Genomic DNA, 24,851 nt, shown 5'->3' on the forward strand with positions numbered 1-24,851 from the left:
ATCCGTGAGCGCCAACAGCCTGGCCGTCGTCGTCCTCGCAGCGGGTGAGGGCACCCGCATGAAGTCGAAGACTCCCAAGGTCCTGCACGAGATCTCCGGACGCTCTCTCGTCGGACATGTCGTCGCCGCCGCCCGTCAGCTGAACCCCAAGCACCTCGTCGTGGTCGTGGGCCACGCCGGTGAGCAGGTCACCGCGCACCTCTCCGCAGGCGGGACCCCGGTACGCACCGCCCACCAGGCCGAGCAGAACGGCACCGGCCACGCGGTCCGCATGGGGCTCGAGGAGCTCGGCGGCACCGTCGACGGCACCGTGATCGTCCTCTGCGGCGACACCCCGCTGCTGTCGGGCGAGACCCTCTCCGTGCTGGCCGCCACGCACGCCGCCGACGCCAACGCGGTGACCGTGCTGACCGCCGAGGTCCCGGACTCGACCGGCTACGGCCGGATCGTCCGCGACGCGGCCACCGGAGCGGTCACGCAGATCGTCGAGCACAAGGACGCGACCGACGCGCAGCGCGCGATCCGGGAGATCAACTCCGGGGTCTTCGCGTTCGACGGCCGCCTGCTGAGCGAGGCGCTGGGCAAGGTGCGCACGGACAACAGCCAGGGCGAGGAGTACCTCACCGATGTGCTGTCGATCCTGCGGGAGGCGGGTCACCGCGTGGGGGCCTCGGTGACGGGTGACCACCGGGAGATCCTCGGCATCAACAACCGGCTCCAGCTGGCCGAGGCGAGGCAACTGCTCAACGAGCGCCTGCTGGAGCGCGCGATGCTGGCGGGCGTGACGGTCGTGGAGCCGGCGTCGACGCTGATCGACGCGACGGTGACCTACGAGCGGGACGCGATCGTGCACCCGGGTACGCAGTTGCTGGGCACGACGCATCTGGCGGAGGACGCCGAGGTGGGTCCGAATTCGCGGCTGAAGGACACGGTCGTGCACGCGGGCGCGCGGGTGGACAACACGGTGGCGGACGGGGCCGTGGTGGGTCCGGGTGCGACGGTCGGTCCGTTCGCGTATCTGCGGCCGGGTACACGGATGGGCGCGAAGTCCAAGGCGGGTGCGTACGTCGAGATGAAGAACGCGACGATCGGCGAGGGCACGAAGGTGCCGCACCTGAGTTACGTCGGTGACGCGACGATCGGTGACCACACCAACATCGGTGCGGCCAGCGTGTTCGTGAACTACGACGGGGTGGCCAAGCACCACACGACGATCGGGTCCCATTGCCGGACGGGGTCGGACAATATGTTTGTGGCGCCCGTCACGGTCGGGGACGGCGTTTACACGGCGGCCGGTTCGGTCATCACCAAGGACGTGCCGTCCGGTTCGCTGGCCGTCGCCCGGGGCCAGCAGCGGAATATCGAGGGCTGGGTCGCCCGGAAGCGTCCTGGGAGCGCGGCGGCCAAGGCGGCCCAGGCCGCCGCGGCGGAGTCCGACGCCGAAAGCTGACCGGAAACAGGTGCGCCCATGGCTGGCGTACCGTGATAGATGCTCACCCATTTCGGCTGGCTCGTCGCACATCGGGACACATGCGCGCTGTGCCAGATACACGTCTGAGGAGACTGTGCTGTGACCGGGATCAAGACGACCGGCGAGAAGAAGCTGATGCTCTTCTCCGGCCGCGCCCACCCCGAGCTGGCCGAGGAGGTCGCACACCAACTGGGTGTCGGTCTCGTGCCGACGAAGGCCTTCGATTTCGCCAACGGTGAGATCTACGTGCGTTTCCAGGAGTCGGCCCGTGGGGCCGACTGCTTCCTGATCCAGAGCCACACGGCTCCGATCAACAAGTGGATCATGGAGCAGCTGATCATGCTGGACGCGCTGAAGCGCGCGTCGGCACGGTCCATCACGGTGATCGTGCCGTTCTACGGGTACGCCCGGCAGGACAAGAAGCACCGTGGCCGTGAGCCGATCTCGGCGCGTCTGGTCGCGGACCTGATGAAGACGGCGGGTGCGGACCGTATCCTCACCGTCGATCTGCACACCGACCAGATCCAGGGCTTCTTCGACGGCCCGGTGGACCATCTGTTCGCGCTGCCGATCCTGGCGGACTACGTGGGCGCGAAGGTGGACCGGTCGAAGCTGACGATCGTGTCGCCGGACGCCGGCCGTGTGCGGGTCGCGGACCGCTGGTGCGACCGGCTGGACGCGCCGCTGGCGATCGTGCACAAGCGCCGCGACAAGGACGTGCCGAACCAGGTCAGCGTCCATGAGGTCGTGGGCAATGTAGAGGGCCGGGTGTGTGTGCTGGTCGACGACATGATCGACACGGGTGGCACGATCTGTGCGGCGGCGGACGCGCTGTTCGCGCACGGTGCGGAGGACGTCATAGTGACGGCGACGCACGGTGTGCTGTCGGGGCCCGCGGCAGACCGTCTGAAGAACTCGAAGGTCAGCGAGTTCGTGTTCACGGACACGCTGCCGACCCCGGGTGAGCTGGAGATCGACAAGATCACGGTGCTGTCGATCGCGCCGACGATCGCGCGTGCGGTGCGTGAGGTGTTCGAGGACGGTTCGGTGACGAGCCTCTTCGAGGAGAACGAGTGACCGCCTTCGGGTGACCACTTGATCCACTTTGGGTGCGGCCTCCCGGCCGGGTAGACTCATGGAGTTGCTCGGCGAGGGAGGCCGTTCTCATGTTCTCGGACATGGGCCGGTGGTCCGTTATCGACGCGCTCTTCGTAGCAGGCCTGTCGTGGGCCGGGTGACCATCGTTTTTTCGTCACCTACGAGGAGTGCAGCATGGCTGAGATCAAGCTCGACGCAACGGTCCGTACGGAGTTCGGCAAGGGCGCTGCCCGTCGCACCCGTCGCGCCAACCTGGTTCCCGGGGTCGTCTACGGCCACGGTGCTGAGCCGGTCCACATCAACCTGCCGGGCCACGAGCTGCTTCTGGCGCTGCGTACCGCCAACGTCCTGATCGGTCTGGAGATCGACGGCAAGGACGCCCTGGTGATCCCGAAGGCCGTGCAGCGCAACGCCATCAAGGGAAACATCGAGCACGTCGACCTGCTGACCGTGAAGCGCGGCGAGAAGGTCAACGTCGAGATCGCGGTGCACGCCGACGGCGAGCTCGCCCCGGGCGCCAACCTGCTCGAGTTCGTGCAGAACACGCTGCTCGTCGAGGCCGAGGCCACCCACATCCCCGAGTCGGTCACGGTCTCCGTGGCGGGCCTGGACGCCGGTGACTCGATCCTCGCGAAGGACATCCCGCTCCCCAAGGGTTCGGTGCTGGCCGGCGACGAGGACGCGGTCGTCCTTCAGGTCGTCGCCGCGCAGGCCGAGGAGCCGGCCGCCGAGGGCACCGAGGATGCGGCTGCCGAGGCCTGAGCCTCGCCCCACCTGCTTGACTGACGGGGTGGCGGTTCCCTTCCGGGGGTGCCGCCACCCCGTTTCCCTGTACCGAAGCCGTGTCGACCGGCGTATGCGCACCGCGAGGAGAGCGAGCTGTGATGTCCGATCCCACCGACCCGTGGCTGATCGTGGGCCTCGGCAATCCCGGCCCCGACTATGCGGCGAATCGCCATAACGTCGGTTTCATGGTGGCTGATCTGCTGGCGGAGCGGATCGGCGGGAAGTTCAAGCGGGCGCAGAAGGCGCAGGCGCAGGTGCTGGAGGGGCGGATCGGGCCGCCTGGTCCGGCGAGCCGGCGGGTGGTGCTGGCGAAGCCGATGTCGTACATGAATCTGTCGGGTGGGCCGGTGACGGCGTTGCGTGATTTCTACAAGGTGCCCTTGGATCACGTCGTGGCGGTGCATGACGAGCTGGACGTCGATTTCGGGCTGTTGCGGCTGAAGCTCGGTGGTGGGGACAACGGGCACAACGGGCTGAAGTCGATGACGAAGTCGATGGGACCGGACTACCACCGGGTGCGGTTCGGGATCGGCCGGCCGCCGGGCCGGATGCAGGTGGCGGACTTCGTGCTGAAGGACTTCTCGTCGACGGAGCGCAAGGAGCTGGCGTTCCTGGTGGACCGGTCGGCGGATGCGGTGGAGTCGTTGCTGGCGGAGGGGCTGGAGCGGGCTCAGTCCGCGTACAACTCCTGACATTCGTGGTGCTACCCGGTCCTTTTTCGGCCGCAGGTTGACCTTGGGCGGGGCTCTGCCCAAGGATCTGCCTCCATGAAGCGGAGTTCCTCCACCCGGCTGCTGGCCCACGGCCGTTCGTTCGCCGCGGGCTGTGTCGTCCTGTTGCTCCTGGTCGCGGGCGTGTGGTCGTCGTGGAACATCGCGCACCACATAGTCCTGGCCAAGGGTCGTGAGCACGGGACGGTGGTGGTGACGGGGTGCGGTGAGGACGTGTGCGCGGGGTCGTTCTCACCGGACGCGGATTCGCAGAAGCGTGGCCCGGTGACGATCGAGAAGTCGGTCGGGGTGCGCAAGGGCGACCGTTTCCCCGTGGTGGTGAAGCCGGGTACGGATGCCGTCGTGCGGACGGGGGTGCCCGGCTTTCTGCATGCCTGGATGCCGTTCGGCGGCGCGTTGTTGCTGTCGGCCCTGTTGATCGGTGGCGGTCTGCGGATGACGCGGACGGCCTGGGTCACGGGGATCGCGGGTGCGGCCCTGCTGACGGCGACGTTCGTCGCCCTCTGAGGGCCGCACCCGCTCGGTTCTCCGGGAGTGGGGTCAGCCGGTGTTGCGCAGGCCCGCGGCGACGCCGTTGACGGTGAGCAGCAGGGCGCGGGCGAGCAGCGGGTCGGCTTCCTCGCCGCGTTCGGCGGCCTGGCGCTGGCGGGCGAGGAGCGATACCTGGAGGTAGGAGATCGGGTCCAGGTAGGCGTCGCGGATGGCGAAGGTCTGCTGGAGCACCGGGCTGGTGTCGAGGAGTTCCTTGCCGCCGGTGACCTTGAGGACTTCGCTCACGGTGAGTTCGTGCTCGGCCTGGATGACGTCGAAGACGTGCTTGAGCTCGTCGGGCACGAGGGTGTCGACGTAGTGCCGGGCGATGCGCAGGTCGGTCTTGGCGAGGGTCATCTCGACGTTGGAGAGGAAGTTCTGGAAGAAGTGCCACTGTTCGTGCATTTCGTCCAGGACGGTGTCGAGGCCGCTCTCGCGCAGTGCCTTGAGGCCGGAGCCGACGCCGAACCAGCCGGGGACGATCTGCCGTGACTGGGTCCAGCCGAAGACCCACGGGATGGCGCGCAGACCGTCGAGCGAGACGCCCGAGCCGGGGCGGCGGGAGGGCCGCGATCCCAGGTGCAGGTCGGCGAGCTGGTCCACCGGGGTGGAGGCGAGGAAGTACGCGGGCAGGTCCGGGTCCTCGACGAGCTTGCGGTAGGCGTGGTGGGCGGCGTCGGAGACGGTGTCCATGGCCGCGTCCCAGCGGGCGAGGGCCTCGTCGGACTGGCGGGGCGCGGTGTGGAGCGCCGAGGCCTGGAGGGTGGCCGCGACGGTCAGTTCAAGGTTCGCGCGGGCGAGCGCGGGGATGAGGTACTTGTCGGAGATGACCTCGCCCTGCTCGGTCACCTTGATCTCGCCCTCCAGCGTGCCCCAGGGCTGCGCGAGGATCGCGTCGTGCGAGGGGCCGCCGCCGCGGCCGACGGTGCCGCCGCGGCCGTGGAAGAGGCGCAGGCGTACGCCGTAGCGGTGGGCGACGTCGCGCAGGCGGCGCTGGGCGCGGTGGATCTCCCACTGGGAGGTGGTGATGCCGCCGAACTTGGAGGAGTCGGAGTAGCCGAGCATGACCTCCTGGACGTCGCCGCGGAGTGAGACGAGCCGGCGGTAGGAGGGGTCGGCGAGCATCTCGTCGAGGATGACGTCGGCGGCCTTGAGCTCGTCGGTGGTCTCGAGGAGCGGCACGATGCCGATCTTGGCCCAGCCGCTGTGGAGGTCGATGAGGCCGGCCTCACGGGCGAGGACGGCTGCGGCGAAGACGTCGTCGGCGCCCTGGCACATCGAGATGATGTAGGACTCGATGACCTCGGGGCCGAAGCGTTCGAAGGCGTGGCTGATGGTGTGGAAGACGCCGAGGGTCTTCTCTCCGGCCGCGTCGAGCGGGGCCGGGGTGGGTGCGAGGGGGCGGCGGGAGCGGAGTTCCTTGGCGAGGAGCTTCTGCCGGTACTCGCGGGGCATGTCGGCGTAGCGCCAGGATTCCTCGCCGAGCCGGTCGAAGAGCTGGCCGAGGGCGTGGTGGTGGGCGTCGGCGTGTTCGCGTACGTCCATGGTGGCGAGCTGGAGCCCGAAGGCGGACAACGTGCGGATGGTGCGGTCCATGCGGCCGTCGGCGAAGAGTCCGCCGCGGTGTTCGCGCAGGGAGGTCTGGATGAGCACGAGGTCGGCGATGAGCTCGGCGGTGCCGAGGTAGTCGCAGCCGGGGCGGTGCGGGGTGCCGTGGGCGAGGCGCTCGCGGGTGTTGACGAGCTTCTGGCGGATGCAGGTGGCCTTGAGCCGGTAGGGCTCCTCGGCGTTCAGCCTCTTGTAGCGGGGGCTGATCTCGGGAAGCAGCTCCAGGTCGGTCTGGAGCGAGGTGAGGAGCTCGTCGGTGGCTCCGGTGTAGCGGATGGAGTTGGAGAGGAGTCCGCGCAGGTAGTCGACCAGCTCGAGGGCGTCGGTGATGCCGTGCTCGTGCTGGAGGATGAGGATGTCCCAGGTGACGGCGGGCGTCACGTTGGGGTTGCCGTCGCGGTCGCCGCCGATCCAGGTGCCGAAGGTGAGAGGGCGGGTGCCGGCGGGGAGTTCGACGCCGACGCGTTCCAGTTCGGCGGCGAGGTCCTCCAGGACGTCGCCGACGGCGTTGGCGTGGAGTTCGTCGAGGTAGTAGATGGCGTTGCGCGCCTCGTCGGCGGGCTCGGGCCGCACGACGCGGAGCTCGTCGGTCTGCCAGATGAGGTCGATGTGCTCGGCGAGGCGGAGGTCGTGGCGCCTGCGGTCGGCCTCGATGACCGGGGTCTCCAGGAGCTCGGCGATGCGGCGGAGCTTGTTCAGCACGGAGCGGCGGGCGGCTTCGGTGGGGTGCGCGGTGAAGACGGGCCGTACGTTGAGGTTCTTGACCGTCTGGCGCAGGTGTTCGGGGTCGGCGTCCTTGAGGCGGTCTGCGGTGCGGGCGAGGAGTCCGCCCTCGGCGGCCCGGCGGTCGCGCATCTCGTGGGCGCGGTGGACCTGCTCGGTGACGTTGGCGAGGTGGAAGTAGGTGGAGAAGGCGCGCACGAGCTGTGCGGCGGTCTCCAGGTCCGTGTCGCCGAGAAGCTCGGCCGCGGCCTCGCCGTCGGTGCGGGTCAGGGCGCGGACGCGCTCGACGAGGTCGAGGAGCTCCTGGCCTTCCTGGCGTACGAGGGTTTCGCCCAGGAGGTCTCCGAGGCGGCGGATGTCCGCGCGGAGTTCGGTGTTGGCGGCAGGGGTCTGGTCGGCACTGCTCACAGTGTGCGGCTCCTTGCAGTGGTTGAGCACGTCTGTCAGGGGGTCCGGGACGCTCGCGGCGCTGACGGCTCGCCCCGGGTATGCAGAGTGCGGACCGCGCTGTCCGACGCACCCAGGATAGGTGTCCGGGCGTTCGGCGTGCTCGCTGCCCTGCGGGGTGGTCCCGATCGGGGGTACACGACAGTGGGGGCCCTGTCGCACAAGGGTTGCCACGGCGGCGCTCTCGTGTCGCGGGCCTCTTCGCTGCCATACTTACGTTGCCGTAGGTTACGGAAGCGTAGCCCGCTCATTCCGTCATATTTCCTCACCTCACGGGGGACTCCCCAATGCCCACCAGCCCCGATGTGATCGACGACGGCCTGCCGACGGCGGCAGGCGACACCGCAACCCCCTCCGCCACGCTCGGCGGCGACAAGAAGCGTTCGGTCGAGCAGATCGCGCTGCTCCTGTTCATCGTGGTGCCCTTCGCGGCCCTGGTCGCGGCGGTGCCGCTGGCCTGGGGGCGCGGTGTCAGCTGGCTCGACCTCGGCCTGCTGGTCGCCATGTACTACTGGGGCTGCCACGGTGTGACGATCGGTTTCCACCGCTACTTCACCCACGGATCGTTCAAGGCGAAGCGTCCGCTCGTCATCGCCATGGCCGTCGCCGGTTCGATGGCTGTGGAGGGCCCGCTCGTGCGCTGGGTGGCCGACCACCGCAAGCACCACCGGTTCTCCGACGCCGAGGGCGACCCGCACTCGCCGTGGAGGTTCGGCGAGAACCTGCCCGCGCTGATGAAGGGCCTGTGGTGGGCCCACATCGGCTGGATGTTCAACGAGGAGCAGACACCGCAGCAGAAGTACGCCCCCGACCTCGTCCGGGACCCGGCGCTCCGCGCGATCTCGCGTCACTTCCTGAGTTTCACGATCCTGTCGCTGGCGATCCCGCCGCTGGTGGGCGGCCTCGTCACCATGTCGTGGTGGGGTGCGTTCACGGCGTTCTTCTGGGGTTCGCTGGTCCGGGTCGCGCTCCTGCACCACGTGACGTGGTCGATCAACTCGATCTGCCACGCGGTCGGCAAGCGGCCGTTCAAGTCCCGCGACAGGTCCGGGAACGTGTGGTGGCTGGCCGTCCTCTCGTGCGGTGAGTCCTGGCACAACCTGCACCACGCGGACCCGACGAGCGCGCGTCACGGGGTGCTGCGCGGCCAGATCGACTCCAGTGCGCGGCTGATCCGCTGGTTCGAGCAGCTGGGCTGGGCGCGCGACGTGCGCTGGCCGGATGCCTCACGTATCGCCTCCCGACGCAAGCCCGCGGCCGCCGACCCGGCATGATTGACGACGTGGCGACCGATTCAAGCACCAGCGGCGAGAAGAGCATGCCTGCCCCCACCCGGCGGACCCGCAGGGTCCGGATGACGGGGAAGGAGCGCCGCGAGCAACTTCTGGACATCGGCCGCACCCTGTTCGCCGACAAGGGGTTCGAGGGCACTTCGGTGGAGGAGATCGCGGCGCGCGCCGGGGTCTCCAAGCCGGTGGTGTACGAGCACTTCGGCGGTAAGGAGGGCCTGTACGCCGTCGTGGTCGACCGTGAGATGCGCCAGTTGCTGGACCTGGTGACGGGGGCTCTCACTGCCGGTCATCCGCGTGAACTTCTGGAGCAGGCGGCGTTCGCGCTGCTCGACTACATCGAGAGGTACACGGACGGTTTCCGGATCCTGGTCCGCGACTCCCCGGTCGCGCAGTCCACGGGCACGTTCGCCTCGCTGATCAGTGACATCGCCACGCAGGTCGAGGACATCCTGGGCCTGGAGTTCAAGGCCCGGGGCTTCGACCCGAAGCTGGCGCCGCTGTACGCGCAGGCCCTGGTCGGGATGGTGGCGCTGACCGGCCAGTGGTGGCTGGACGTGCGGAAGCCGAACAAGGCCGAGGTCGCGGCCCACCTGGTGAACCTGGCGTGGCACGGGCTGGAGAACCTGGAGCCGAAGCCGCGGCTGATCGGGCACCGGAAGAACTGAGCCCTCACGCCTCTCCCGGCACGTCACCCGTTGTGATGACGCCTGTGGATTACCGGCCGTAGTGTGGTCGGCAGGGCACAGAATCCCGTCCATCCCTGATCTTGCGTGGGTATCCCCGGCTTCAGCCGGGGAGGGAACCGCATCCCGAGACCGGAGGCGCGCAGCGCCGGAGCTCTTTGCGCCTCCGTTTTGACGTTCGGAGGGGGCGTTTCTGCTCTTCGATGTACTGGGTGGGTCACGGTCAGGGGTGGGTTACCGCTGGAAGGTGGTCTCACCGGACTCCGAGGCCCGCGACCGCGAGACCAAGCCGCACAAGTACGCGACCGCCGGAATCGAGCACTTCTGGCTGGTCGAGATGGCCGGAAGCGACCAGCACCCGGTGGTGCGGGTGTACGAGCTGGATCCGGTGACGAAGGCGTACGCGCTGACCGGAATCCATCACGACCGGCTCAAGACGGGTGTTCCGTTCTCGGTCGACGTCGACATCTCGGCGGAGGCCTTGGACGCACTTTGACGCCCTGCCTGCTCACTCACCCGGCGGTGCGGACGACGGCGAAGATCCGGCGGAACGGGAAGACCGTGCCGTGCGGGCCCCTCGGGTAGGCGGTGCGCAGCAGGTCGCGGTACTCGGTGAGGAAGGCGTCCCGGGCCCCGGGGTCGTCGGCGAGGGCGTCGAGGACGGGGCGCAGGCCGGTGCCCTTGACCCAGTCGAGTACGGGGTCATCGCCCTGGAGGAGGTGCAGGTAGGTGGTCTCCCAGATGTCAACGGTGCGGCCGGGTGCGGCGAGGTGGTCGAGGTAGTCCGCGGGGGCGAGTACGGCGTCGGCGTGGCGCAGGAGGCCGCCGAGGCGGTCGTTCCAGCGGGGGGAACCGGCGAGCTCGCGCATGACGGTGTGGCTGGGGGCGTCGAAGTTGCCGGGGACCTGGAAGGCGAGGGTGCCGCCGGGGGTGAGGGCGCCCAGCCAGTGGGGGAATCGATCCGTGTGGCCGGGGACCCACTGGAGGAGGGCGTTGGAGACGATGAGGTCGTAGGCCTCGGTGGGTGTCCAGGTGCCGGCGTCGGCCTCGGCGAAGTCGAGGAGGGGACCGGCGTGGGCGCGGGCCCGTTCGAGCATGCGGGGCGAGCTGTCGTAGCCCGTGACTCGGGCACCGGGCCAGCGTTCGGCGAGGAGTGCGGTGACGTTGCCGGCGCCGCATCCGAGGTCGGCGATCCTGGGTCCGGGTTCATGCGGCAGGGACCCGATGCGGGCCAGGAGGTCGTGGAAGGGGCGGGTGCGGTGGTCCGCGTGCCGGAGGTACTGCCGCGGATCCCAGGTCGGCGAGGTCATGGCGTCAGGATCACAAGCTCAATCTCTTGATGTCAAGACACTTGAATTCAAGAGACTTCATGTCGAGGGACCCTCTACACTGATCGACATGGAGGACGAGGTCGACCGGCTGGTCGCTGCATGGCGCCGCGAGCGCCCGGACCTCGACGTGGAACCGCTCGAGGTCCTGAGCCGCGTCTCGCGCCTGGCCCGTCACCTGGACCGGGCCCGCAGGATCGCCTTCGCCGAGCACCAGCTGGAACCCTGGGAATTCGACGTCCTGACGTCCCTGCGCCGCGCGGGCGCCCCGTACCAGCTCTCCCCCGGCCAGCTCCTCACCCAGACCCTGGTCACCTCGGGCACGATGACGAACCGCATCGACCGGCTGACCAAGAAGAACCTCGTGGAGCGGCTGCCGGACCCGAGCGACCGCCGTGGCGTCCTCGTGCGGCTGACCGACCGGGGCCGCGACAAGGCCGACCAGTCGCTGGCCGGGCTGCTCGACCAGGAGCGGGCAATCCTGGGCGAGCTCTCCCGTCAGCAGCGGTCCGAACTCGCGGGACTACTACGCCAGTTGACCGCCCCGTTCGACAACGTCCCCGGCTAGGGCGGCCGGGCCCACCCCGGCCCGTCTCGCCAGCGCCACGGCGGCCAGGGTCGAGTGCACGCCCAGTTTCCCCAGCACGTTCTGCATGTGCGTGCGCACCGTGTGCGGGGACAGGAAGAGCCGCTCGGCCACGGCCTTGCGGCCCAGCCCAGCCACCATGCAGCGCAGCACCTCACGCTCGCGCGGAGTCAGCGACTCCACCAGCTCCTCCGACTCGGTGCGGTGCTTGCGCGCCGCGGTGAGCTCACGCAGGACACCGGTCAGCAGGGCGGCCGGCAGATGTGTCTCGTCCCGCAGCACACCGCGTATGACCGTCAGCAGACGCTGCAGGGAGCAGTCCTTGGCGACCCAGCCGGAGGCCCCCGCCTGCAGAGCCGCGGCGGCACGGCGCGGGTCGTCCTTCTCGGCGAGCACCACCGTGCGGATCTGCGGATGGGTCGATCGCAACCCGCCGACCAGCGATATGCCGTCACCCTGGCCACCACCGCCGCCATCCTCGGCGCGCGGAGCGGGGGTCGTCCGGACGCCGCCCGGGGCGGGTATGCCCAGTTCGGCGTCGACCAGCATCACGTCGTAACGGCGGCCCTCCGCGGCCGCGCGCTCCAGACAGCGCAGCGCGGCGGGACCGCTGCCCGCCGCCGACACGTCGACGTCCGGTTCGGCCGCGAGCGCCGCGGCGAGGGACTCGGCAAAGATGCGGTGGTCGTCGACCACCAGAACCCGGATACGCGCCACAGACACCCCCATGCTGTGTGAGCTCCTGGGGCGCCCCCGTCCATGGCCGACCCCGACGGGGACGGACCGCTGCGGATGCGGCGCCCGGAGCACTCCGGTGAACCACCGGCGCACGGCCGCCGCCGTGTGCCGGCCGTCACCCGCCCCGGGCGTCGCATCCGACCGTCTCGTCCCCTGAAACGGCACCGGCCCCCACCGGTGCTGAGCATCAGCGTACGGGGGGCGGTGCACGGCGGGAGGGGATTCGCGGAACTGATCGCTCAAGGTGTTTAGGGTGTGATTCATGTTCCGTCTTGAGACAGAAGTAGACAAGGAACGTCGCATTCTGCTGGGCCGTCGACTGCACGACGACAACTGGGACGGCTCACCGGAGCTGCGTGCCCTGCACACCACCCCCGCCGAACACGAGATCCCCCTGGAGGTCTGGCTCCTGGACGAGCAGGGAGCCCTGGCCGGCGGACTGAGCGGACGGACCTGGGCCTACTGGCTCCATGTGGACCTGCTCTGGGTGGACGGCCGCCACCGCGGGCTCGGCCTCGGCTCGCAGTTGCTGGCCGAGGCGGAACGCCTGGCCCGCGACGACCGGGCGTGCACCCGATCCCGGTTGGAGACCTGGGACTTCCAGGCGCCCGCGTTCTACCGGAAGCAGGGGTACGAGGTGGTCGGGGAGGTCCCCGACTACCCGCCCGGCATCGCCGAGTTCATCCTGGTCAAGCGGCTGGAGCGACCCGCCGCCCGCCCGCGGAGGGAACGGCGGGGAAGATTCCCGGGGTGGCGTAGCCGGCAGAGGTGAAAGCCTCCGACACGGCCTTGGCGACGGTGTCCGCCATCGCCTCCTCCACCAGGACGATCGCGGAGCCGCCGAAGCCGCCCCCGGTCATCCGCGCCCCGAGCGCCCCGGCCGTGTCCGCCGTGGAGACGACGAGGTCCAGCTCCGGGCAGGAGACCCGCAGGTCGTCGCGGAGCGAGACGTGGCCCGCGTTGAGGACCGGGCCCGCCGCGCGCACGTCCCCGGCGTCGAGCAGCGCGATGACCTGCTCCACCCGGTGGTTGTCGCTCACGACGTGGCGGACGTAGCGCACGACCGACTCGTCCTCGCCGGCCGCCAGGGTGGCGAGCGCCGCGTCCAGGTCCTCGTGGGCGAGGTCGCGCAGGGTGTCGATGCCGAGCGCCCGGGCTCCCGCCTCGCAGCCGGCCCGGCGTTCCGCGTACGCCCCGTCGCCGAGGGCGTGCTTGACGCGGGTGTCGACGACCAGCAGTTGCAGCCCGTGTGCGGCGAGGTCGAAGGGGACCTGGCGCATGCTGAGGTCGCGGGTGTCGAGGTACAGCGCGTGGCCCTCGGTGCAGCAGGCCGAGGCCATCTGGTCCATGACGCCGCAGGGCACGCCGACGAAGTCGTTCTCGGCACGCTGGCCGAGCACCGCGATCTCCGGTGCGCTGAGGCCCAGTTCGAACAGGTCGTTCAGGGCGAGCGCGGTGACGACCTCCAGGGCGGCCGAGGAGGAGAGGCCGGCGCCGACTGGCACGGTGGAGGTGAGCTGGATGTCGGCGCCGGTGACCTCGTGGCCGGCCTCGCGAAGCGCCCACACGACACCGGCCGGGTAGGCGGCCCAGCCGTGGCCGGAGTGCGGGGCGAGCTCGTCGACGCGCAGGGAGACGACTCCGCCCGGTACGTCGGTGGAGTGCAGGCGCAGCCGTCCGTCGGCCCGGCGGGTGACAGCGGCGCGTGCGTGGTGCGGAAGGGCGAGCGGCATGACGAAGCCGCCGTTGAAGTCGGTGTACTCACCGATCAGGTTCACCCGTCCGGGCGCTGCCCAGATGCCTTCGGGCGCTGTCCCGTACAGCTCGGTGAAGGAAGCCGTCAGCTCGGTGTTGTCGGTCATGGTGCGGTGGGCTCCTCTCGGCGGGCGAACGTCCACGCGTCGGCGACGATGGCGGCCAGGTCGGCGCGCGACGGCGCCCAGCCGAGCCGCTCCCTGGCGGTGGCGGCGGAGGCGACCAGGACGGCCGGGTCGCCCGCGCGCCGGGGCGCGGCGGTCTCGGGGACCGGGTGCCCGGTGACCTGGCGGACGGTCTCGATGACTTCGCGTACGGAGAAGCCGTTGCCGTTGCCGAGGTTGCAGATGAGGTGGTCGCCCGTGGTGGCCGCTTCCAGGGCCAGCAGGTGGGCCTCCGCGAGGTCGGCGACGTGGATGTAGTCGCGTACGCAGGTGCCGTCCGGGGTCGGGTAGTCGTCGCCGTACACGGAGATCGACTCGCGCTGTCCCAGTGCGACCTGGAGCACGAGCGGGATGAGGTGCGACTCGGGGGCGTGGCGCTCGCCGCAACTGCCGTAGGCGCCGGCGACGTTGAAGTACCGGAGGGAGACGGCGGCCAGCCCGTGGGCCCGGGCCTCGCCGCTGATCATGTGGTCGACGGCGAGCTTGGATGCGCCGTAGGGGTTGGTGGGGGCGGTGGGGTCGGTCTCCGTGATGGGGCTGGAGACGGGCTCACCGTAGGTCGCGGCGGTGGAGGAGAAGACGAGGGTGCGAACGCCCGCGTCGCGCATGGCGGTGAGGAGGGCGGTGGTCCCGCCGACGTTGTTGACCCAGTACTTCTCGGGGTCGACGACGGACTCGCCGACCTGGGAGAACGCGGCGAAGTGCAGCACGCCGTCGTAGGAGGCGTCCAGCCACTTGCCCGCGTCCTGGACGCGGCCCTCGATGAACTCCGCCCCCTGGGGGACGCCCTCGCGGAAGCCGGTCGACAGGTCGTCGAGGACGGTGACGGTGTGCCCCGCCTCCAGCAGGTGGGCGGCGACGACACTGCCCACGTATCCCGCGCCGCCTGTCACCAGGTACTTCTTGCCCGTGTTGCTCACTCGCTCGCTACCTCTCGCAGTCTCTGGGCCGCGGCCTCCGGCGGCACGTCGTTGATGAACACACTCATGCCGGACTCGGAGCCCGCGAGAAACTTCAGTTTGCCGGAGGTCCGCCGGATGGTGAAAAGCTCGAGGTGCAGCCCGAACTCCTCACGGCCGGGGGCCCGGAAGGGCGCCTGGTGCCAGGCCGAGACGTACGGGGTGGGAGGCTCCCCGGGACCGAAGATCCGGTCGAAGCGCCTCAGGAGTTCCAGATAGAGCTGTGGGAACTCCGTGCGCGCCGCTTCGTCGAGTTCCCGGAGGTCGGGGACGCGGCGGCGCGGGTGGAGGTGGACCTCGTAGGGCCAGTGCGCGGCGTACGGCACGAAGGCGACCCAGTGTTCGCCCTCCAGGACGACGCGGTCCGCGTCGGCGATCTCGCGGGCGACGATGTCGTCGAAGAGGTTGCGGCCGGTCGCGGCGCGGTGGCTCTCCACCGAGCGCAGCATCAGCTCGGTGCGCGGGGTGACGAAGGGGTAGCCGTAGATCTGGCCGTGCGGGTGGCCGAGGGTCACACCGATCTCGGCACCCCGGTTCTCGAAGCAGAAGACCTGGGCGACCTGGGGGAGCTCGGCGAGGTCGGCTGTGCGGTCGGTCCAGGCTTCGAGGACCAGGGCCGCCTGGTCCTCGGTGAGGCCGGCGAAGGACACGTCGTGATCGGAGGTGAAGCAGACGACTTCGCAGCGACCGGAGTCACCGGCGAGGGAGGGGAAGCGGTTCTCGAACACGGCGACGTCGTAGTCGGTGTCGGGGATCTCGCTGTGGCGCCCCTCGCGCGACGGGCAGAGCGGGCACTCGTCGGCCGGCGGGTGGTAGGTGCGCGCCTGCCGGTGCGAGGCGATGGCCACCGAGTCGCCGAGCAGCGGATCGCGGCGGATCTCCGAGTCCCCGTCGGACGCGGACACGGCGTCCAGGGGCCGCGGGTCGACGGCGTCGCGGACGACGTCGTCCGCGGAGTCGTAGTAGATCAGCTCACGGCCGTCGGCGAGGGTCGTAACCGTCTTCTTCACCAGGCTCCTCCATGTAACTCCCCCAAACAGAACCGAACATAACTAATCACAAGTCAACAGACTGCGTCAATGACTCCACGGAGCCGAGCTGGTCATCGACGCAGCGGAGATGGCGGTAGCGACCCGCGGCGGACACGTGGACGGAGTGATCTTCCACGCGGACGGGGGTTCGCAGTACACGTCGGCAGCGTTCGCACAGGTCCGCGACGGTTTCGGAGTTCTCAGGAACCTGGGCAGGGCCGGATCGGGCTATGACAACGCCTCGCCGAATCGTTCCGGCGGGGACTCAAGCGGGAGCTGACCGGCGGGCCGAGAACCGGCCCGCACCGCGCAGGGGCCGGACCGTCACGCGATCACGCGAGGCCGTCCGGCCCCTGCGGCGTTCCCGCCGCCCGGTCCAGCAGCCCCGTACGCGCCGCGAGCGCCGCGGCTTCCAGACGGGACCCGACACCCAGCTTCATCAGCACCCGCTGCACGTGGGTGCGCGCGGTGCTCGGCGCGATCCCCATCCCGGCCGCGATCAACCGTGTGTCCTCGCCCTCGGCGACCCGCACCAGCACCTCGACCTCGCGCGGGGTGAGCATCCGCAGCAGCCGCTGACCCTCGTCGTCCGGCTGGACCGCGGGGTGCAGCAGCTCGGCGAAGGCGCCGCGCAGCAGTTGCGGGGCGACCGCGGCCTCACCTGCGCGGGCCTTGATCATCGCGCGTTCCACGCCCTCTATGCGTTCGTCGTGGCGGACGTATCCGGCGGCGCCGGCGGCGAAGGCCGCCGCGATGCCACGCGGACTCGGCACCGGGCCGAGCACCACCACGGCCACCTGCGGGCGCTCCCGGCCGATCCGCACGATCGGGTCGAACGCGCCGGGTTCGGCGGGCGCCGCCGTGCCGAACAGGCAGACCTCGGGCGCCCTGCTGACCACCAGCTCCGCGGCCCCGGCCGTCGGAGCGGCCGCCGCGAGCACCCGGTGCCCGCGCAGTTTCAAGGCGGAGGCGAGTGCCTCGGCCAGCAGGCGGTGGTCATCGACCACCATGAGCCGCACGCCCATCGAGTCTGCCCCCATGTGTACAGCGCGTACCGCTGCGTAGCCCTTGAACAGGCCCCCCGGCCCTCTGACCCGGCAAGTTACACGCTTGTTCGACGCCGCGCCCCCTCTACCGGGCAGAAGCCCCCCAGAATGCCGAATTCTGAGTCATTCAGGGCCACTTGCCGGTCGGAAAACGACCGGCCCTGCCGGTCGAATGATCAACCGGCAGGGCCGTCACCGCTCACCCGCGTGGGGTCAGACCGTGCTGAAGGACACGACCAGGTACTGCTTGTCGTCCGCAGCGCTCGCACTCTTGCTGGGCTCACTGATCATCTTCTCGGAGATGAACAGCCGGCCCTTCTCGTAGAGGAACTCCGAGTAGTCGCTGGAGAAGCTGTTCTCCGCGTCACGTACCGCCTCGTCGTCCGGGTTGACCATCAGCACCGTCTCCTTGAAGGTCGAGCCGTCGATGGAGACGATCTGGCCGCCCTTGTCGTACGGAGGCTTCTTGTACGCGATGACGTTCGAACCGTCCATACGCAGCGGGGTCAGCGTGTAGCTGTCGCCCGCGTCCGCCTTGCCGCCGACGAGTTTGCCGGTGGTGAGGTCGAAGGCGACGATCTCGTTGGTGTCGCCGTACTCCCCGCCGCCCTCGTGCTCCTCGGTCGGCACGTAGAGCCTGTTGTTGCCGACGGCGAGCGAGTGGCACGTCTCGACCTCGGTGGAACCGCACTGGGCGCCGTACCTGTCCGCGTCGGCGGAGATCCGGACGATGAGCTTGCCGGTGGCCGCGTCGATGGAGAAGAAGTCCGAGATGCCGCTGCCGTCACCGGCGGTGTCGCCGACGTCGGCCGCGACGACGAGCGGCTTCGTGGAGACGATGCTCGCGTACTCCACGCCGGCCGGCATGTCGTACGAGGAGAGCGGGGCGCCGGTGGTCGGGTTCAGCGCCTGGATGGTCAGCTGCGACTCGTCGTAACTGCCGCACCTGCGGACGACGGCGAGGGCCTCGCCGCCCGCGTATCCCCTGTCGGAGCAGTTGTTCGCGTCGGTCTTCGGCTTCCAGAGCTCGGCACCGTCGGCGAGGTTGAACGCGGCGCCGCCGCTGGTGCCGCCGGCCGCCACCGTCGAACCGCTCAGGGTGACCTCGCTGAAGCGGATGGGTTCGTCACCGTTGGAGTCGGAGGTGACGGACTTGTTCCACATCAGCTTTCCGCCGGCCAGGTCGAGAGCGCCGATCTGGTTGCACGACGGGTACTTGTCCGCGGCGCTGGGCTTGCCCTCCTCGAAGGCGATCGCCGTCCTGAAGTCCTTGCTCATGTGCCGGGAAGCGGCGCAGACCTGCCCGGGCAGCGGGATCGACCAGAGCTTGGTGCCCTTGGCCAGGTCGTAGCCGACGACCTCGTACACCCCTGTCTTCACGTACACCTTGTCGGTGATCCATGATCCGTCGACGGCGGTGGTGTCGGTGACCTTGGGGTGGGGGAGCTGGAAGCCGATCTTGGACTTGGTGTCCGAGGGGGCCTTCTCCGTGCCGCCGGCCAGGCCGTCACCGCCCTTGCCCTCGCCGCCGTCGGGGCCCGCCGAGGCGAGGTCGTCCTTCTTGCCGCCCTCGTCGCCGCCGCTGGAGGCGTAGATGGCCCCGCCGCCGACGATCAGCACCATGGCGACGACGGCCGCGGCGATGATCTGCATCCGGATGTTGAACTTCTTGCCGCCGCCCTGCTGCGGAGCCGCGTACTGCGGGTGCATCGGCGCGGTCGGGTATCCGTACCCCTGCTGCGGGGGCATGCCGGGCTGTCCCTGCGGGAAGCCGTGACCGGGCTGCGTCGGCGGCTGCCCGGGGGGCGGTGCCTGCGGGTAGCCGTACGCGGGGTCCTGCGGCGGCTGCGGTGCGCCGAAGCCACCGGCGGGCGGGGGTGTCTGCGGTGCCCCGAAGCCACCCGAGGGCGGGGGACTTCCGTAGCCACCCGCGGGCGGGGTCGGCGGCTCGGGCGGGGGCTGCTTGGCGAAACCGTCGGAGGGCGGCGGGGCGGGCTCGCCGAAACCGCCGGGAGGCGGATCCTGCGGGGCACCGAACCCGCCCTGGGGCGGTTCGTCGGAGGGCTGGGGCGGCTGGGTCATGGCGTACGTACCTCAGAGGAGTCCGTGGGGAAGGAGCTGCGGCTGCCGGTGTCGGCCGTCACTTACCGAAGGCCATCATGGTCGTCTGCTCCTTCTCCTCCTCGTCGTTGCTCGCGCTGACGCGGTCGCTGACGACGAACGAACGGCCGCCCGCGTAGACGACCTTCGACGTGAAGAAGTTCTCGATCCGGGTGGTCGAGTCCGGGTGCTGGAGCACGACCTTCGGCGCGCCCCCGGTGGGTGCGATCGTCGCGATCGCCCCGCCCTTGTCGTAACCGGGCTCCAGGTAGACCAGCACGTTGCCGCCCTCCATGCGCAGCGGCTTCATGGTGCGCTCCGCGGGCGCGGCGGCCTTCCACCTGGGCTTGCCGGTGTTCAGGTCGAACGCGACGACCTTGTTGGTGCGGCCGGTGCCGCTCGTGTCGTCCTCGGTCATCATGTAGAAGCTGTTGGCGTCGGCGGCGAGGCCGGAGCAGCCTTCGAGCTGCTGCCCGAAGATCGAGAAGTCGTGGCCGCAGTCGACGGAGAACTTGTCCTCCTTGTCACCGACCAGCTGGGAGCGGAGAGTTCCGTTCTCCTTCAGGGCGAGGATGGACCACTTCTTCTCCTCGCGCTGGGTCAGCGAGACGACGAGGGGGCTCACCGAGTACACCTTGTCGACCTCCCAGCCGCGCTTGGGCTGGTAGGTCCACTTGGGCTTCCCGGTGGTCGGGTCGACCTCCTGGATCTGCTGCTGCGGGTTGTCCACGTCGGCGGTACGGCAGGCGGACGCGGCGATCAGTTTGGGACCGCCTGCGAACGCGAACGGCTGGCAGTTGCCCGACGGCTTGCCGAACAGCTGCGAACCGTCGCTCACCCGGTAGGCGTTGGAGTTGCTGGTACGGCCGACGGTGACCGTGTCACCGCTGATCGCCAGACCGATGTCGGACATCAGGTCCCAGGTGCCGTTCTTCTTGACGGACTTCTTCCAGCCGACCTTGCCCGTGTTGAGGTCGATCATCTGGAGGTCGGAGCAGTCGGCCTTGTCCGTGGTGCCGTTCTTGACCCCGATGACGACCTTGCCGTCGGCGGTGGCCGTACCCGGAGCCGCGCACATGTCGGCGGGCAGCGGGAGGGTCCACTTCTTCTTGCCGTCGGCCACCGAGTAGCCGACGACCGAGCGGTACATGCCCTTGACGAGGGTGTCGCCCACGATCCAAGGGCCGTACACGTCCGCGCCGTTGCGCGGGAGGTCCATGCCGTTCGTCGTCAGCCAGAGGACCTTGGCCTCACCCGGCTTGCGCCCGGCGTTGAGGTCGTCGTTCGCCTCACGGCCGTCCCCCTTGCCGTCGCCCTGGTCGACGCTCGGCGAGGCGCTCGGGCCGACGGGAGATTCGCTGGACGTGGCGAGGGGCTTCTTCCCGTCGTCCGCGCCACGCGTGGCGAGGAAGACACCACCGGCGACGACGAGGAGCACGGCGAGCGCGGCACCGATGATCACCGCGGGCCTGCCCTTGAAAGGGCCGCCGCCGGAGGGACCGGGGGCGGGCGCACCGGGGTACTGCTGCGGGTAGCCGTAACCGCCGGGCGGCTGCTGACCGTACGGGCCGGGCTGCTGGGCGTACGGTCCGGCCGGCGCGCCGTACGGGCCGGGCTGCTGGGCGTACGGTCCGGCCGGCGCGCCGTACGGGCCGGGCTGCTGGGCGTAAGGGCCGGGGGCCTGGCCGGCAGCCTGGGGGTAGCCGTACCCGGGCTGCGCACCCGGTGCCTGCGGGTAGCCGTAGCCCGGCTGCCCGGCCGGGGGCGTCTGCGGCGCGGCGGGAGGCGGCGTCTGCGGCGCGGCGGGAGGGGGCGGCGTCCCCGGCGGGGCGGGAGGCATCGGCGGCGTGGCCGCGGGGGGTGATTGCGGCTGGGGCGGCTGAGGAGTGTCCCGCGGTTTCTGTGGAGCCCCGAAGCCTTCCGGCGGCGGTTGCTGGCTGGGCGGCTGCGTCATCAGCACGTCCCCTTCGTGCGGTCCGGTGCCCGGTTCGTTCTCCCCCGCGATTCCGCTGGGCTGAATTCCCCTCGGAAAGGAGCGAATCGGGCATGGATCCCGCGGCGTGACGGCAGTCGAGCGGGACTTCTTTGTACCACCCGCCGCATATCGAACAGCGGATCGGGACAGCCCCGTTCCCAAGGGAGAACCGGCCCGTGATGCCGCTGTTACGCGCGTGCACGCGGGCCACCAGGGCCCGTTCGGCTGACTGCGCATCAACTTCACTTGATACCCGTTCATTTCACGGGATCACCGCAGGCCGCCACGTCGCATTGTTCCTGTACGTGCCGCTATCCGCCGGATTGGGGGCGGGGGTTCATCTGCCGAAGACCAGAAGGCAGGTCGTACGCCCCTCGAAGCCCCCTGGGGCACGGGTCCGCCGGGCGGCCGGGTCCTCAGCACGGCCCCCTTCGTACGATCGGATCCGGCACCCCGGGCCGGGCCGGGCTTCTTCGTACCACCCACGCACCGCCCGCCCCCAGGCGCCGGCGATCGCACCGCCGCGATCACGCGTCCTCGGCCAGCTCCAGCCAGCGCATCTCCAACACGTCGCGCTCCGCCACCAGTTCGCGCAGCTCGGCATCGAGCTCGGCGACCTTCCCGAAGTCCGTGGCGTTGTCGGCGATCTGCGCGTGCAGCGATGTCTCCTTCGTCGACATCCTCTCGAGCTGACGCTCGACCTTCTGCAGTTCCTTCTTCGCGGCACGCGCGGCCTGCGGCGAGACGGTCTCGGCCGGCGCGGCCTTCGACGCCGGGAAACCCGCGGCGGAGGCGGGCGTGGCCGTCTCCTCCATGCGCTGCCTGCGCTCGATGTACTCGTCGATGCCGCGCGGCAGCATCCGCAGCGCCCGGTCGCCGAGGAGGGCCATCACCTTGTCCGTGGTCCGCTCGATGAAGAAGCGGTCGTGGGAGATCACGATCATCGACCCGGGCCAGCCGTCGAGGAGGTCCTCGAGCTGGGTCAGGGTCTCGATGTCCAGGTCGTTGGTGGGTTCGTCGAGGAAAAGGACGTTGGGCTCGTCCATGAGCAGCCGCAGGATCTGCAGCCGCCGGCGCTCGCCACCGGACAGGTCACCGACCGGGGTCCACTGCTTCTCCTTGGCGAAGCCGAACTGCTCGCAGAGCTGCCCGGCCGTCATCTCTCGGCCCTTGCCGAGGTCGACGCGGTCGCGCACCTGCTGGACGGCTTCGAGCACCCGGAGCTTCGGGTCGAGCTCCGCGACCTCCTGGGAGAGGTAGGCGAGCTTGACCGTCTTGCCGACGACGACCTTCCCGGCGGCGGGCTGTACGTCGCCCTGGCTGCGGGAGGCCTCGGCGAGCGCCTTGAGCAGGGAGGTCTTGCCCGCGCCGTTGACGCCGACCAGACCGACGCGGTCGCCGGGACCGAGCTGCCAGGTGAGGTGGGTGAGCAGCGTCTTGGGACCGGCCTGGACGGTCACGTCCTCCAGGTCGAAGACCGTCTTGCCGAGCCGGGCGTTGGCGAACTTCATCAGCTCGCTGGTGTCGCGCGGGGGCGGCACGTCGGCGATCAGCTCGTTGGCCGCCTCGATGCGGTAGCGCGGCTTGGAGGTGCGCGCGGGGGCGCCCCGGCGCAGCCAGGCCAGCTCCTTGCGCATCAGGTTCTGCCGCTTGGACTCCTCGGTCGCGGCGATGCGCTCCCGCTCGGCCCGTGCGAACACGTAGTCGCTGTAGCCGCCCTCGTACTCGTGGACGGAGCCCCGCTGGACGTCCCACATGCGGGTGCAGACCTGGTCCAGGAACCACCGGTCGTGGGTGACGCAGACGAGCGCGGAGCGCCGGGCCCGCAGGTGTCCGGCCAGCCAGGAGATGCCCTCGACGTCGAGGTGGTTGGTGGGCTCGTCGAGGACGATCAGGTCCGGCTCGCCGATGAGCAGCTTGGCCAGCGCGATCCGGCGGCGCTCGCCGCCGGAGAGCGGGGCGATGACGGTGTCCAGGCCGTGCTCGAAGCCGGGGAGCGCGAGGCCGCCGAAGAGGCCGGTCAGCACGTCCCGGATCTTGGCGCTGCCCGCCCACTCGTGGTCGGCGAGGTCGCCGATCACCTCGTGCCGGATGGTGGCCTGCGGGTCCAGCGAGTCGTGCTGGGTGAGGACACCCAGGCGCAGCCCGCCGTTGTGGGTGACCCGGCCGGTGTCCGCGTCCTCGAGCTTGGCGAGCATCCGGATGAGCGTCGTCTTGCCGTCGCCGTTGCGGCCGACGACGCCGATCCGGTCGCCCTCTGACACCCCGAGGGATACACCGTCGAGCAGGGCACGGGTGCCGTACACCTTGCTGACCTGCTCGACATTGACCAGATTGACGGCCATTTCACTCCTGCCTCGGGGATCCCTGCGTCGGGGACCGCTCGACGTCCCAGAGTAGTCGCCGCGGGAGGTGCGATAGCGTGCGGCGATCGATCATGGGGAGTAACCCCAGGTCGGAGCGGTACGGAACATCTCTGGGGTGGGGACTTCACTATGCGCGACACGATGCGGACCTGGATACCGGCGGTCCTGGCGGCGGCCGTGCTGGCCGGCTGTTCCTCGCCGTCCGACAGCGGTACGGACGCGGACCCGGGCGCCGTGAAGAACGGGGACAGCGCGCCCGCGAAGGCCGCGGAGAGCGCACCGGCGAAGAAGGGCGGCTCCCTCGGCGGTGCGGGTACCGCGTGCGAGCTCCCGGTCACCTTCGACCTGGCGGCGGACTGGAAGCCGCAGGCGGTGGACGTGGAGCCCGGCTCCGACCTGGCGGCCCTCGGGCAGCAGGGCTCGGCCACCATGGTCTGCGAGATCGACGCCAAGCCGGCCGGAAACATCGGCTACCTCCGGGTCTGGCAGAGCAAGGGCCCCTCCACCACCCCCCGCGCGGCGCTGGAGGACTTCGTGGCCGGCGACGAGAACGCGACCGAGGCGTCCTACAAGGAGACCGAGGCGGGTGCGCAGCCCGCCGTGGAGGTCGCCTACACGGTCGAGGCCGAGCTGCTGGACGAGCGCAAGACGGAGCGGGCCTTCGCGGTCGCCACCCCGAAGGGCCCGGTCGTGGTGCACCTGGGAGGGCTGGACTCCGCGGAACACAAGGAGATGCTCCCGGCGTACGAGCTGGCGAAGAGCACGTTGAAGCTGGGCTGACACCGACACGACGACCTTGCGAGGCGTACGGTATTCTGTACGTACAGGATGCCGTACGTGCTTGAGGAGGCCGTTGTGCGAACCATGACATACACCGAATCAAGGGCGAAGTACGCCGAGACGCTCAACGCGGTCGTCGACGACCGCGAGGAAGTGATCGTCACGCGCGCGGGCCACGACCCGGTGGTGATAGTCGCACTCGACGAATACGAGTCCCTCAAGGAAACGGCGTACCTGCTGCGAAGTCCTGAGAACGCCCGTCGTCTGCTGGCTTCGATAGACCGCCTGGAATCCGGTGGAGGCACCGTACGGGAGCTGGCGGAGTGAAGTTCGTCTGGGATGAGGCGGCTTGGGAGGACTACGTCTGGTGGCAGGCACAGGACCGGAAGATCCTCAGACGGATCAACTGCCTGCTCCAGGACGTCGCCCGCAACGGCAACGAAGGCATCGGCAAGCCCGAGCCCCTGAAACACGGCTTCCAGGGGTTCTGGTCCCGCCGCATCACCGCGGAGCACCGCCTGATCTACAAGGTGGTCGACGACGAGGTCCGTATCGCCGCCTGCCGCTATCACTACGGCTCCTGAGGCGGCGCGGGCCCGCCCGGACGTCAGCGCCCGGCGCGCTCGACCAGGTACGGTCGCGCCGAGCGGTGG

The 24,851-nt window shown here is 70.0% G+C and carries 21 protein-coding genes and 3 pseudogenes; 14 read left to right on the plus strand and 10 right to left on the minus strand.

What is annotated here, in order from left to right; genetic code table 11:
* Positions 1-4 precede the first annotated feature (4 nt).
* From glmU to ACFU5K_RS12970, 5 genes are all read left to right on the plus strand, one after another.
* The gene (gene glmU / locus ACFU5K_RS12950; RefSeq protein WP_384059957.1) at positions 5-1,450 is read left to right on the plus strand and encodes a bifunctional UDP-N-acetylglucosamine diphosphorylase/glucosamine-1-phosphate N-acetyltransferase GlmU; all 1,446 of its coding nucleotides are present in this window, start codon (positions 5-7) and stop codon (positions 1,448-1,450) included.
* A gap of 120 nt (positions 1,451-1,570) precedes the next feature.
* On the plus strand, positions 1,571-2,548 hold the full coding sequence (locus ACFU5K_RS12955) for a ribose-phosphate diphosphokinase (protein ID WP_384059960.1): 978 nt from the start codon (positions 1,571-1,573) through the stop codon (positions 2,546-2,548).
* A gap of 195 nt (positions 2,549-2,743) precedes the next feature.
* Positions 2,744-3,331, plus strand: coding sequence for a 50S ribosomal protein L25/general stress protein Ctc (locus ACFU5K_RS12960; RefSeq protein WP_384059962.1), 588 nt, complete (start codon positions 2,744-2,746; stop codon positions 3,329-3,331).
* A 122-nt stretch (positions 3,332-3,453) separates the two neighbouring features.
* Positions 3,454-4,047 (plus strand): aminoacyl-tRNA hydrolase, encoded by a 594-nt coding sequence (gene pth / locus ACFU5K_RS12965; protein WP_384059965.1) that lies wholly within the window; start codon positions 3,454-3,456, stop codon positions 4,045-4,047.
* Positions 4,048-4,122: 75 nt separating this feature from the next.
* The gene (locus ACFU5K_RS12970) at positions 4,123-4,593 is read left to right on the plus strand and encodes a hypothetical protein (protein ID WP_384059968.1); all 471 of its coding nucleotides are present in this window, start codon (positions 4,123-4,125) and stop codon (positions 4,591-4,593) included.
* Between the two features lie 33 nt (positions 4,594-4,626).
* Here the strand turns inward: ACFU5K_RS12970 and ppc are convergent, their stop codons facing one another.
* Positions 4,627-7,356 (minus strand): phosphoenolpyruvate carboxylase, encoded by a 2,730-nt coding sequence (ppc, locus tag ACFU5K_RS12975; protein ID WP_384059970.1) that lies wholly within the window; start codon positions 7,354-7,356, stop codon positions 4,627-4,629.
* Positions 7,357-7,682: 326 nt separating this feature from the next.
* On the opposite strand from ppc, the gene ACFU5K_RS12980 reads away from it, so the two are divergent.
* The 3 genes and pseudogenes from ACFU5K_RS12980 to ACFU5K_RS12990 all read left to right on the plus strand — a co-directional run.
* Positions 7,683-8,669 (plus strand): acyl-CoA desaturase, encoded by a 987-nt coding sequence (locus ACFU5K_RS12980; protein ID WP_384059972.1) that lies wholly within the window; start codon positions 7,683-7,685, stop codon positions 8,667-8,669.
* Positions 8,666-9,352 carry a TetR family transcriptional regulator gene (locus ACFU5K_RS12985; protein ID WP_384059975.1) on the plus strand — a complete coding sequence of 229 codons (687 nt, stop codon included), beginning with the start codon at positions 8,666-8,668 and terminating at the stop codon, positions 9,350-9,352. Before ACFU5K_RS12980 ends, ACFU5K_RS12985 begins: the two co-directional genes overlap by 4 nt.
* Positions 9,353-9,614: 262 nt before the next feature.
* Positions 9,615-9,866: pseudogene (locus tag ACFU5K_RS12990) on the plus strand (Uma2 family endonuclease); the annotation flags it as partial.
* A 16-nt stretch (positions 9,867-9,882) separates the two neighbouring features.
* Here ACFU5K_RS12990 and ACFU5K_RS12995 read toward each other — a convergent pair.
* Positions 9,883-10,680: a trans-aconitate 2-methyltransferase gene (locus tag ACFU5K_RS12995; RefSeq protein ID WP_384059978.1), complete on the minus strand. Its 798-nt coding sequence runs from the start codon at positions 10,678-10,680 to the stop codon at positions 9,883-9,885.
* Between the two features lie 88 nt (positions 10,681-10,768).
* Here ACFU5K_RS12995 and ACFU5K_RS13000 point away from each other — a divergent pair, with 88 nt between their 5' ends.
* Positions 10,769-11,266 carry a MarR family winged helix-turn-helix transcriptional regulator gene (locus ACFU5K_RS13000; protein WP_384059980.1) on the plus strand — a complete coding sequence of 166 codons (498 nt, stop codon included), beginning with the start codon at positions 10,769-10,771 and terminating at the stop codon, positions 11,264-11,266.
* Here ACFU5K_RS13000 and ACFU5K_RS13005 read toward each other — a convergent pair.
* Positions 11,225-12,001 (minus strand): LuxR C-terminal-related transcriptional regulator, encoded by a 777-nt coding sequence (locus ACFU5K_RS13005; RefSeq protein ID WP_384060032.1) that lies wholly within the window; start codon positions 11,999-12,001, stop codon positions 11,225-11,227. The two genes, ACFU5K_RS13000 and ACFU5K_RS13005, sit on opposite strands and share 42 nt — an antisense overlap.
* 283 nt (positions 12,002-12,284) lie before the next feature.
* On the opposite strand from ACFU5K_RS13005, the pseudogene ACFU5K_RS13010 reads away from it, so the two are divergent.
* Positions 12,285-12,722, plus strand: a pseudogene (locus ACFU5K_RS13010) (GNAT family N-acetyltransferase); the annotation flags it as partial.
* Here the strand turns inward: ACFU5K_RS13010 and galK are convergent.
* From galK to galT, 3 genes are read right to left on the minus strand one after another with little or no spacing between them, the layout of a single operon-like run.
* Positions 12,712-13,884 carry a galactokinase gene (gene galK, locus ACFU5K_RS13015; RefSeq protein WP_384059983.1) on the minus strand — a complete coding sequence of 391 codons (1,173 nt, stop codon included), beginning with the start codon at positions 13,882-13,884 and terminating at the stop codon, positions 12,712-12,714. The pseudogene ACFU5K_RS13010 and the gene galK sit on opposite strands and share 11 nt — an antisense overlap.
* Positions 13,881-14,861, minus strand: a complete 981-nt coding sequence (gene galE, locus ACFU5K_RS13020; RefSeq protein WP_384059985.1) for a UDP-glucose 4-epimerase GalE — start codon at positions 14,859-14,861, stop codon at positions 13,881-13,883. The genes galK and galE overlap by 4 nt, the downstream gene beginning before the upstream one ends.
* Positions 14,858-15,910 carry a galactose-1-phosphate uridylyltransferase gene (gene galT / locus ACFU5K_RS13025; protein ID WP_384059988.1) on the minus strand — a complete coding sequence of 351 codons (1,053 nt, stop codon included), beginning with the start codon at positions 15,908-15,910 and terminating at the stop codon, positions 14,858-14,860. Before galT ends, galE begins: the two co-directional genes overlap by 4 nt.
* A gap of 85 nt (positions 15,911-15,995) precedes the next feature.
* Here galT and ACFU5K_RS13030 point away from each other — a divergent pair.
* Positions 15,996-16,219: pseudogene (locus ACFU5K_RS13030) on the plus strand (IS3 family transposase); the annotation flags it as partial.
* A 44-nt stretch (positions 16,220-16,263) separates the two neighbouring features.
* Here ACFU5K_RS13030 and ACFU5K_RS13035 read toward each other — a convergent pair.
* The 4 genes from ACFU5K_RS13035 to ACFU5K_RS13050 all read right to left on the minus strand — a co-directional run bounded on the left by ACFU5K_RS13035 (position 16,264) and on the right by ACFU5K_RS13050 (position 23,397).
* Positions 16,264-16,956, minus strand: coding sequence for a LuxR C-terminal-related transcriptional regulator (locus ACFU5K_RS13035; RefSeq protein WP_384060034.1), 693 nt, complete (start codon positions 16,954-16,956; stop codon positions 16,264-16,266).
* Between the two features lie 234 nt (positions 16,957-17,190).
* Positions 17,191-19,059, minus strand: coding sequence for a PQQ-binding-like beta-propeller repeat protein (locus ACFU5K_RS13040; RefSeq protein WP_384059990.1), 1,869 nt, complete (start codon positions 19,057-19,059; stop codon positions 17,191-17,193).
* Positions 19,060-19,117: 58 nt separating this feature from the next.
* Positions 19,118-21,031, minus strand: coding sequence for a PQQ-binding-like beta-propeller repeat protein (locus tag ACFU5K_RS13045; protein ID WP_384059993.1), 1,914 nt, complete (start codon positions 21,029-21,031; stop codon positions 19,118-19,120).
* A 548-nt stretch (positions 21,032-21,579) separates the two neighbouring features.
* A complete protein-coding gene (locus ACFU5K_RS13050) occupies positions 21,580-23,397 on the minus strand; it encodes an ABC-F family ATP-binding cassette domain-containing protein (RefSeq protein ID WP_384059996.1) in 1,818 nt (605 codons plus the stop codon).
* 150 nt (positions 23,398-23,547) lie between these two features.
* On the opposite strand from ACFU5K_RS13050, the gene ACFU5K_RS13055 reads away from it, so the two are divergent.
* The 3 genes from ACFU5K_RS13055 (at position 23,548) to ACFU5K_RS13065 (ending at position 24,782) form a co-directional block, all read left to right on the plus strand.
* Entirely contained in the window at positions 23,548-24,198 is a 651-nt protein-coding gene (locus ACFU5K_RS13055; RefSeq protein WP_384059998.1) for a lipoprotein, read from the plus strand.
* A 75-nt stretch (positions 24,199-24,273) separates the two neighbouring features.
* The gene (locus ACFU5K_RS13060; protein ID WP_360987386.1) at positions 24,274-24,525 is read left to right on the plus strand and encodes a type II toxin-antitoxin system prevent-host-death family antitoxin; all 252 of its coding nucleotides are present in this window, start codon (positions 24,274-24,276) and stop codon (positions 24,523-24,525) included.
* The gene (locus ACFU5K_RS13065) at positions 24,522-24,782 is read left to right on the plus strand and encodes a Txe/YoeB family addiction module toxin (RefSeq protein WP_384060002.1); all 261 of its coding nucleotides are present in this window, start codon (positions 24,522-24,524) and stop codon (positions 24,780-24,782) included. The genes ACFU5K_RS13060 and ACFU5K_RS13065 overlap by 4 nt, the downstream gene beginning before the upstream one ends.
* The last annotated feature ends 69 nt before the right edge of the window (positions 24,783-24,851 follow it).

It is taken from the genome of Streptomyces sp. NPDC057428 (assembly GCF_042803195.1).
In the GTDB taxonomy this organism is placed as follows: Bacteria; Actinomycetota; Actinomycetes; order Streptomycetales; family Streptomycetaceae; genus Streptomyces.

What these genes read in the sequence shown, in the direction of transcription:
- ACFU5K_RS13050 (WP_384059996.1), bottom strand. Translation starts at nt 23,397, where the DNA reads ATGGCCGTCAATCTGGTCAATGTCGAGCAGGTCAGCAAGGTGTACGGC.
- ACFU5K_RS13000 (WP_384059980.1), top strand. Translation starts at nt 10,769, where the DNA reads ATGGAGGACGAGGTCGACCGGCTGGTCGCTGCATGGCGCCGCGAGCGC.
- ACFU5K_RS12970 (WP_384059968.1), top strand. Translation starts at nt 4,123, where the DNA reads ATGAAGCGGAGTTCCTCCACCCGGCTGCTGGCCCACGGCCGTTCGTTC.
- ACFU5K_RS12980 (WP_384059972.1), top strand. Translation starts at nt 7,683, where the DNA reads ATGCCCACCAGCCCCGATGTGATCGACGACGGCCTGCCGACGGCGGCA.
- ACFU5K_RS13055 (WP_384059998.1), top strand. Translation starts at nt 23,548, where the DNA reads ATGCGCGACACGATGCGGACCTGGATACCGGCGGTCCTGGCGGCGGCC.
- ACFU5K_RS13040 (WP_384059990.1), bottom strand. Translation starts at nt 19,059, where the DNA reads ATGACCCAGCCGCCCCAGCCCTCCGACGAACCGCCCCAGGGCGGGTTC.
- ACFU5K_RS13035 (WP_384060034.1), bottom strand. Translation starts at nt 16,956, where the DNA reads ATGGGCGTGCGGCTCATGGTGGTCGATGACCACCGCCTGCTGGCCGAG.
- ACFU5K_RS12960 (WP_384059962.1), top strand. Translation starts at nt 2,744, where the DNA reads ATGGCTGAGATCAAGCTCGACGCAACGGTCCGTACGGAGTTCGGCAAG.
- galK (WP_384059983.1), bottom strand. Translation starts at nt 13,884, where the DNA reads ATGACCGACAACACCGAGCTGACGGCTTCCTTCACCGAGCTGTACGGG.
- pth (WP_384059965.1), top strand. Translation starts at nt 3,454, where the DNA reads ATGTCCGATCCCACCGACCCGTGGCTGATCGTGGGCCTCGGCAATCCC.
- ACFU5K_RS12985 (WP_384059975.1), top strand. Translation starts at nt 8,666, where the DNA reads ATGATTGACGACGTGGCGACCGATTCAAGCACCAGCGGCGAGAAGAGC.
- ACFU5K_RS13045 (WP_384059993.1), bottom strand. Translation starts at nt 21,031, where the DNA reads ATGACGCAGCCGCCCAGCCAGCAACCGCCGCCGGAAGGCTTCGGGGCT.
- ACFU5K_RS12995 (WP_384059978.1), bottom strand. Translation starts at nt 10,680, where the DNA reads ATGACCTCGCCGACCTGGGATCCGCGGCAGTACCTCCGGCACGCGGAC.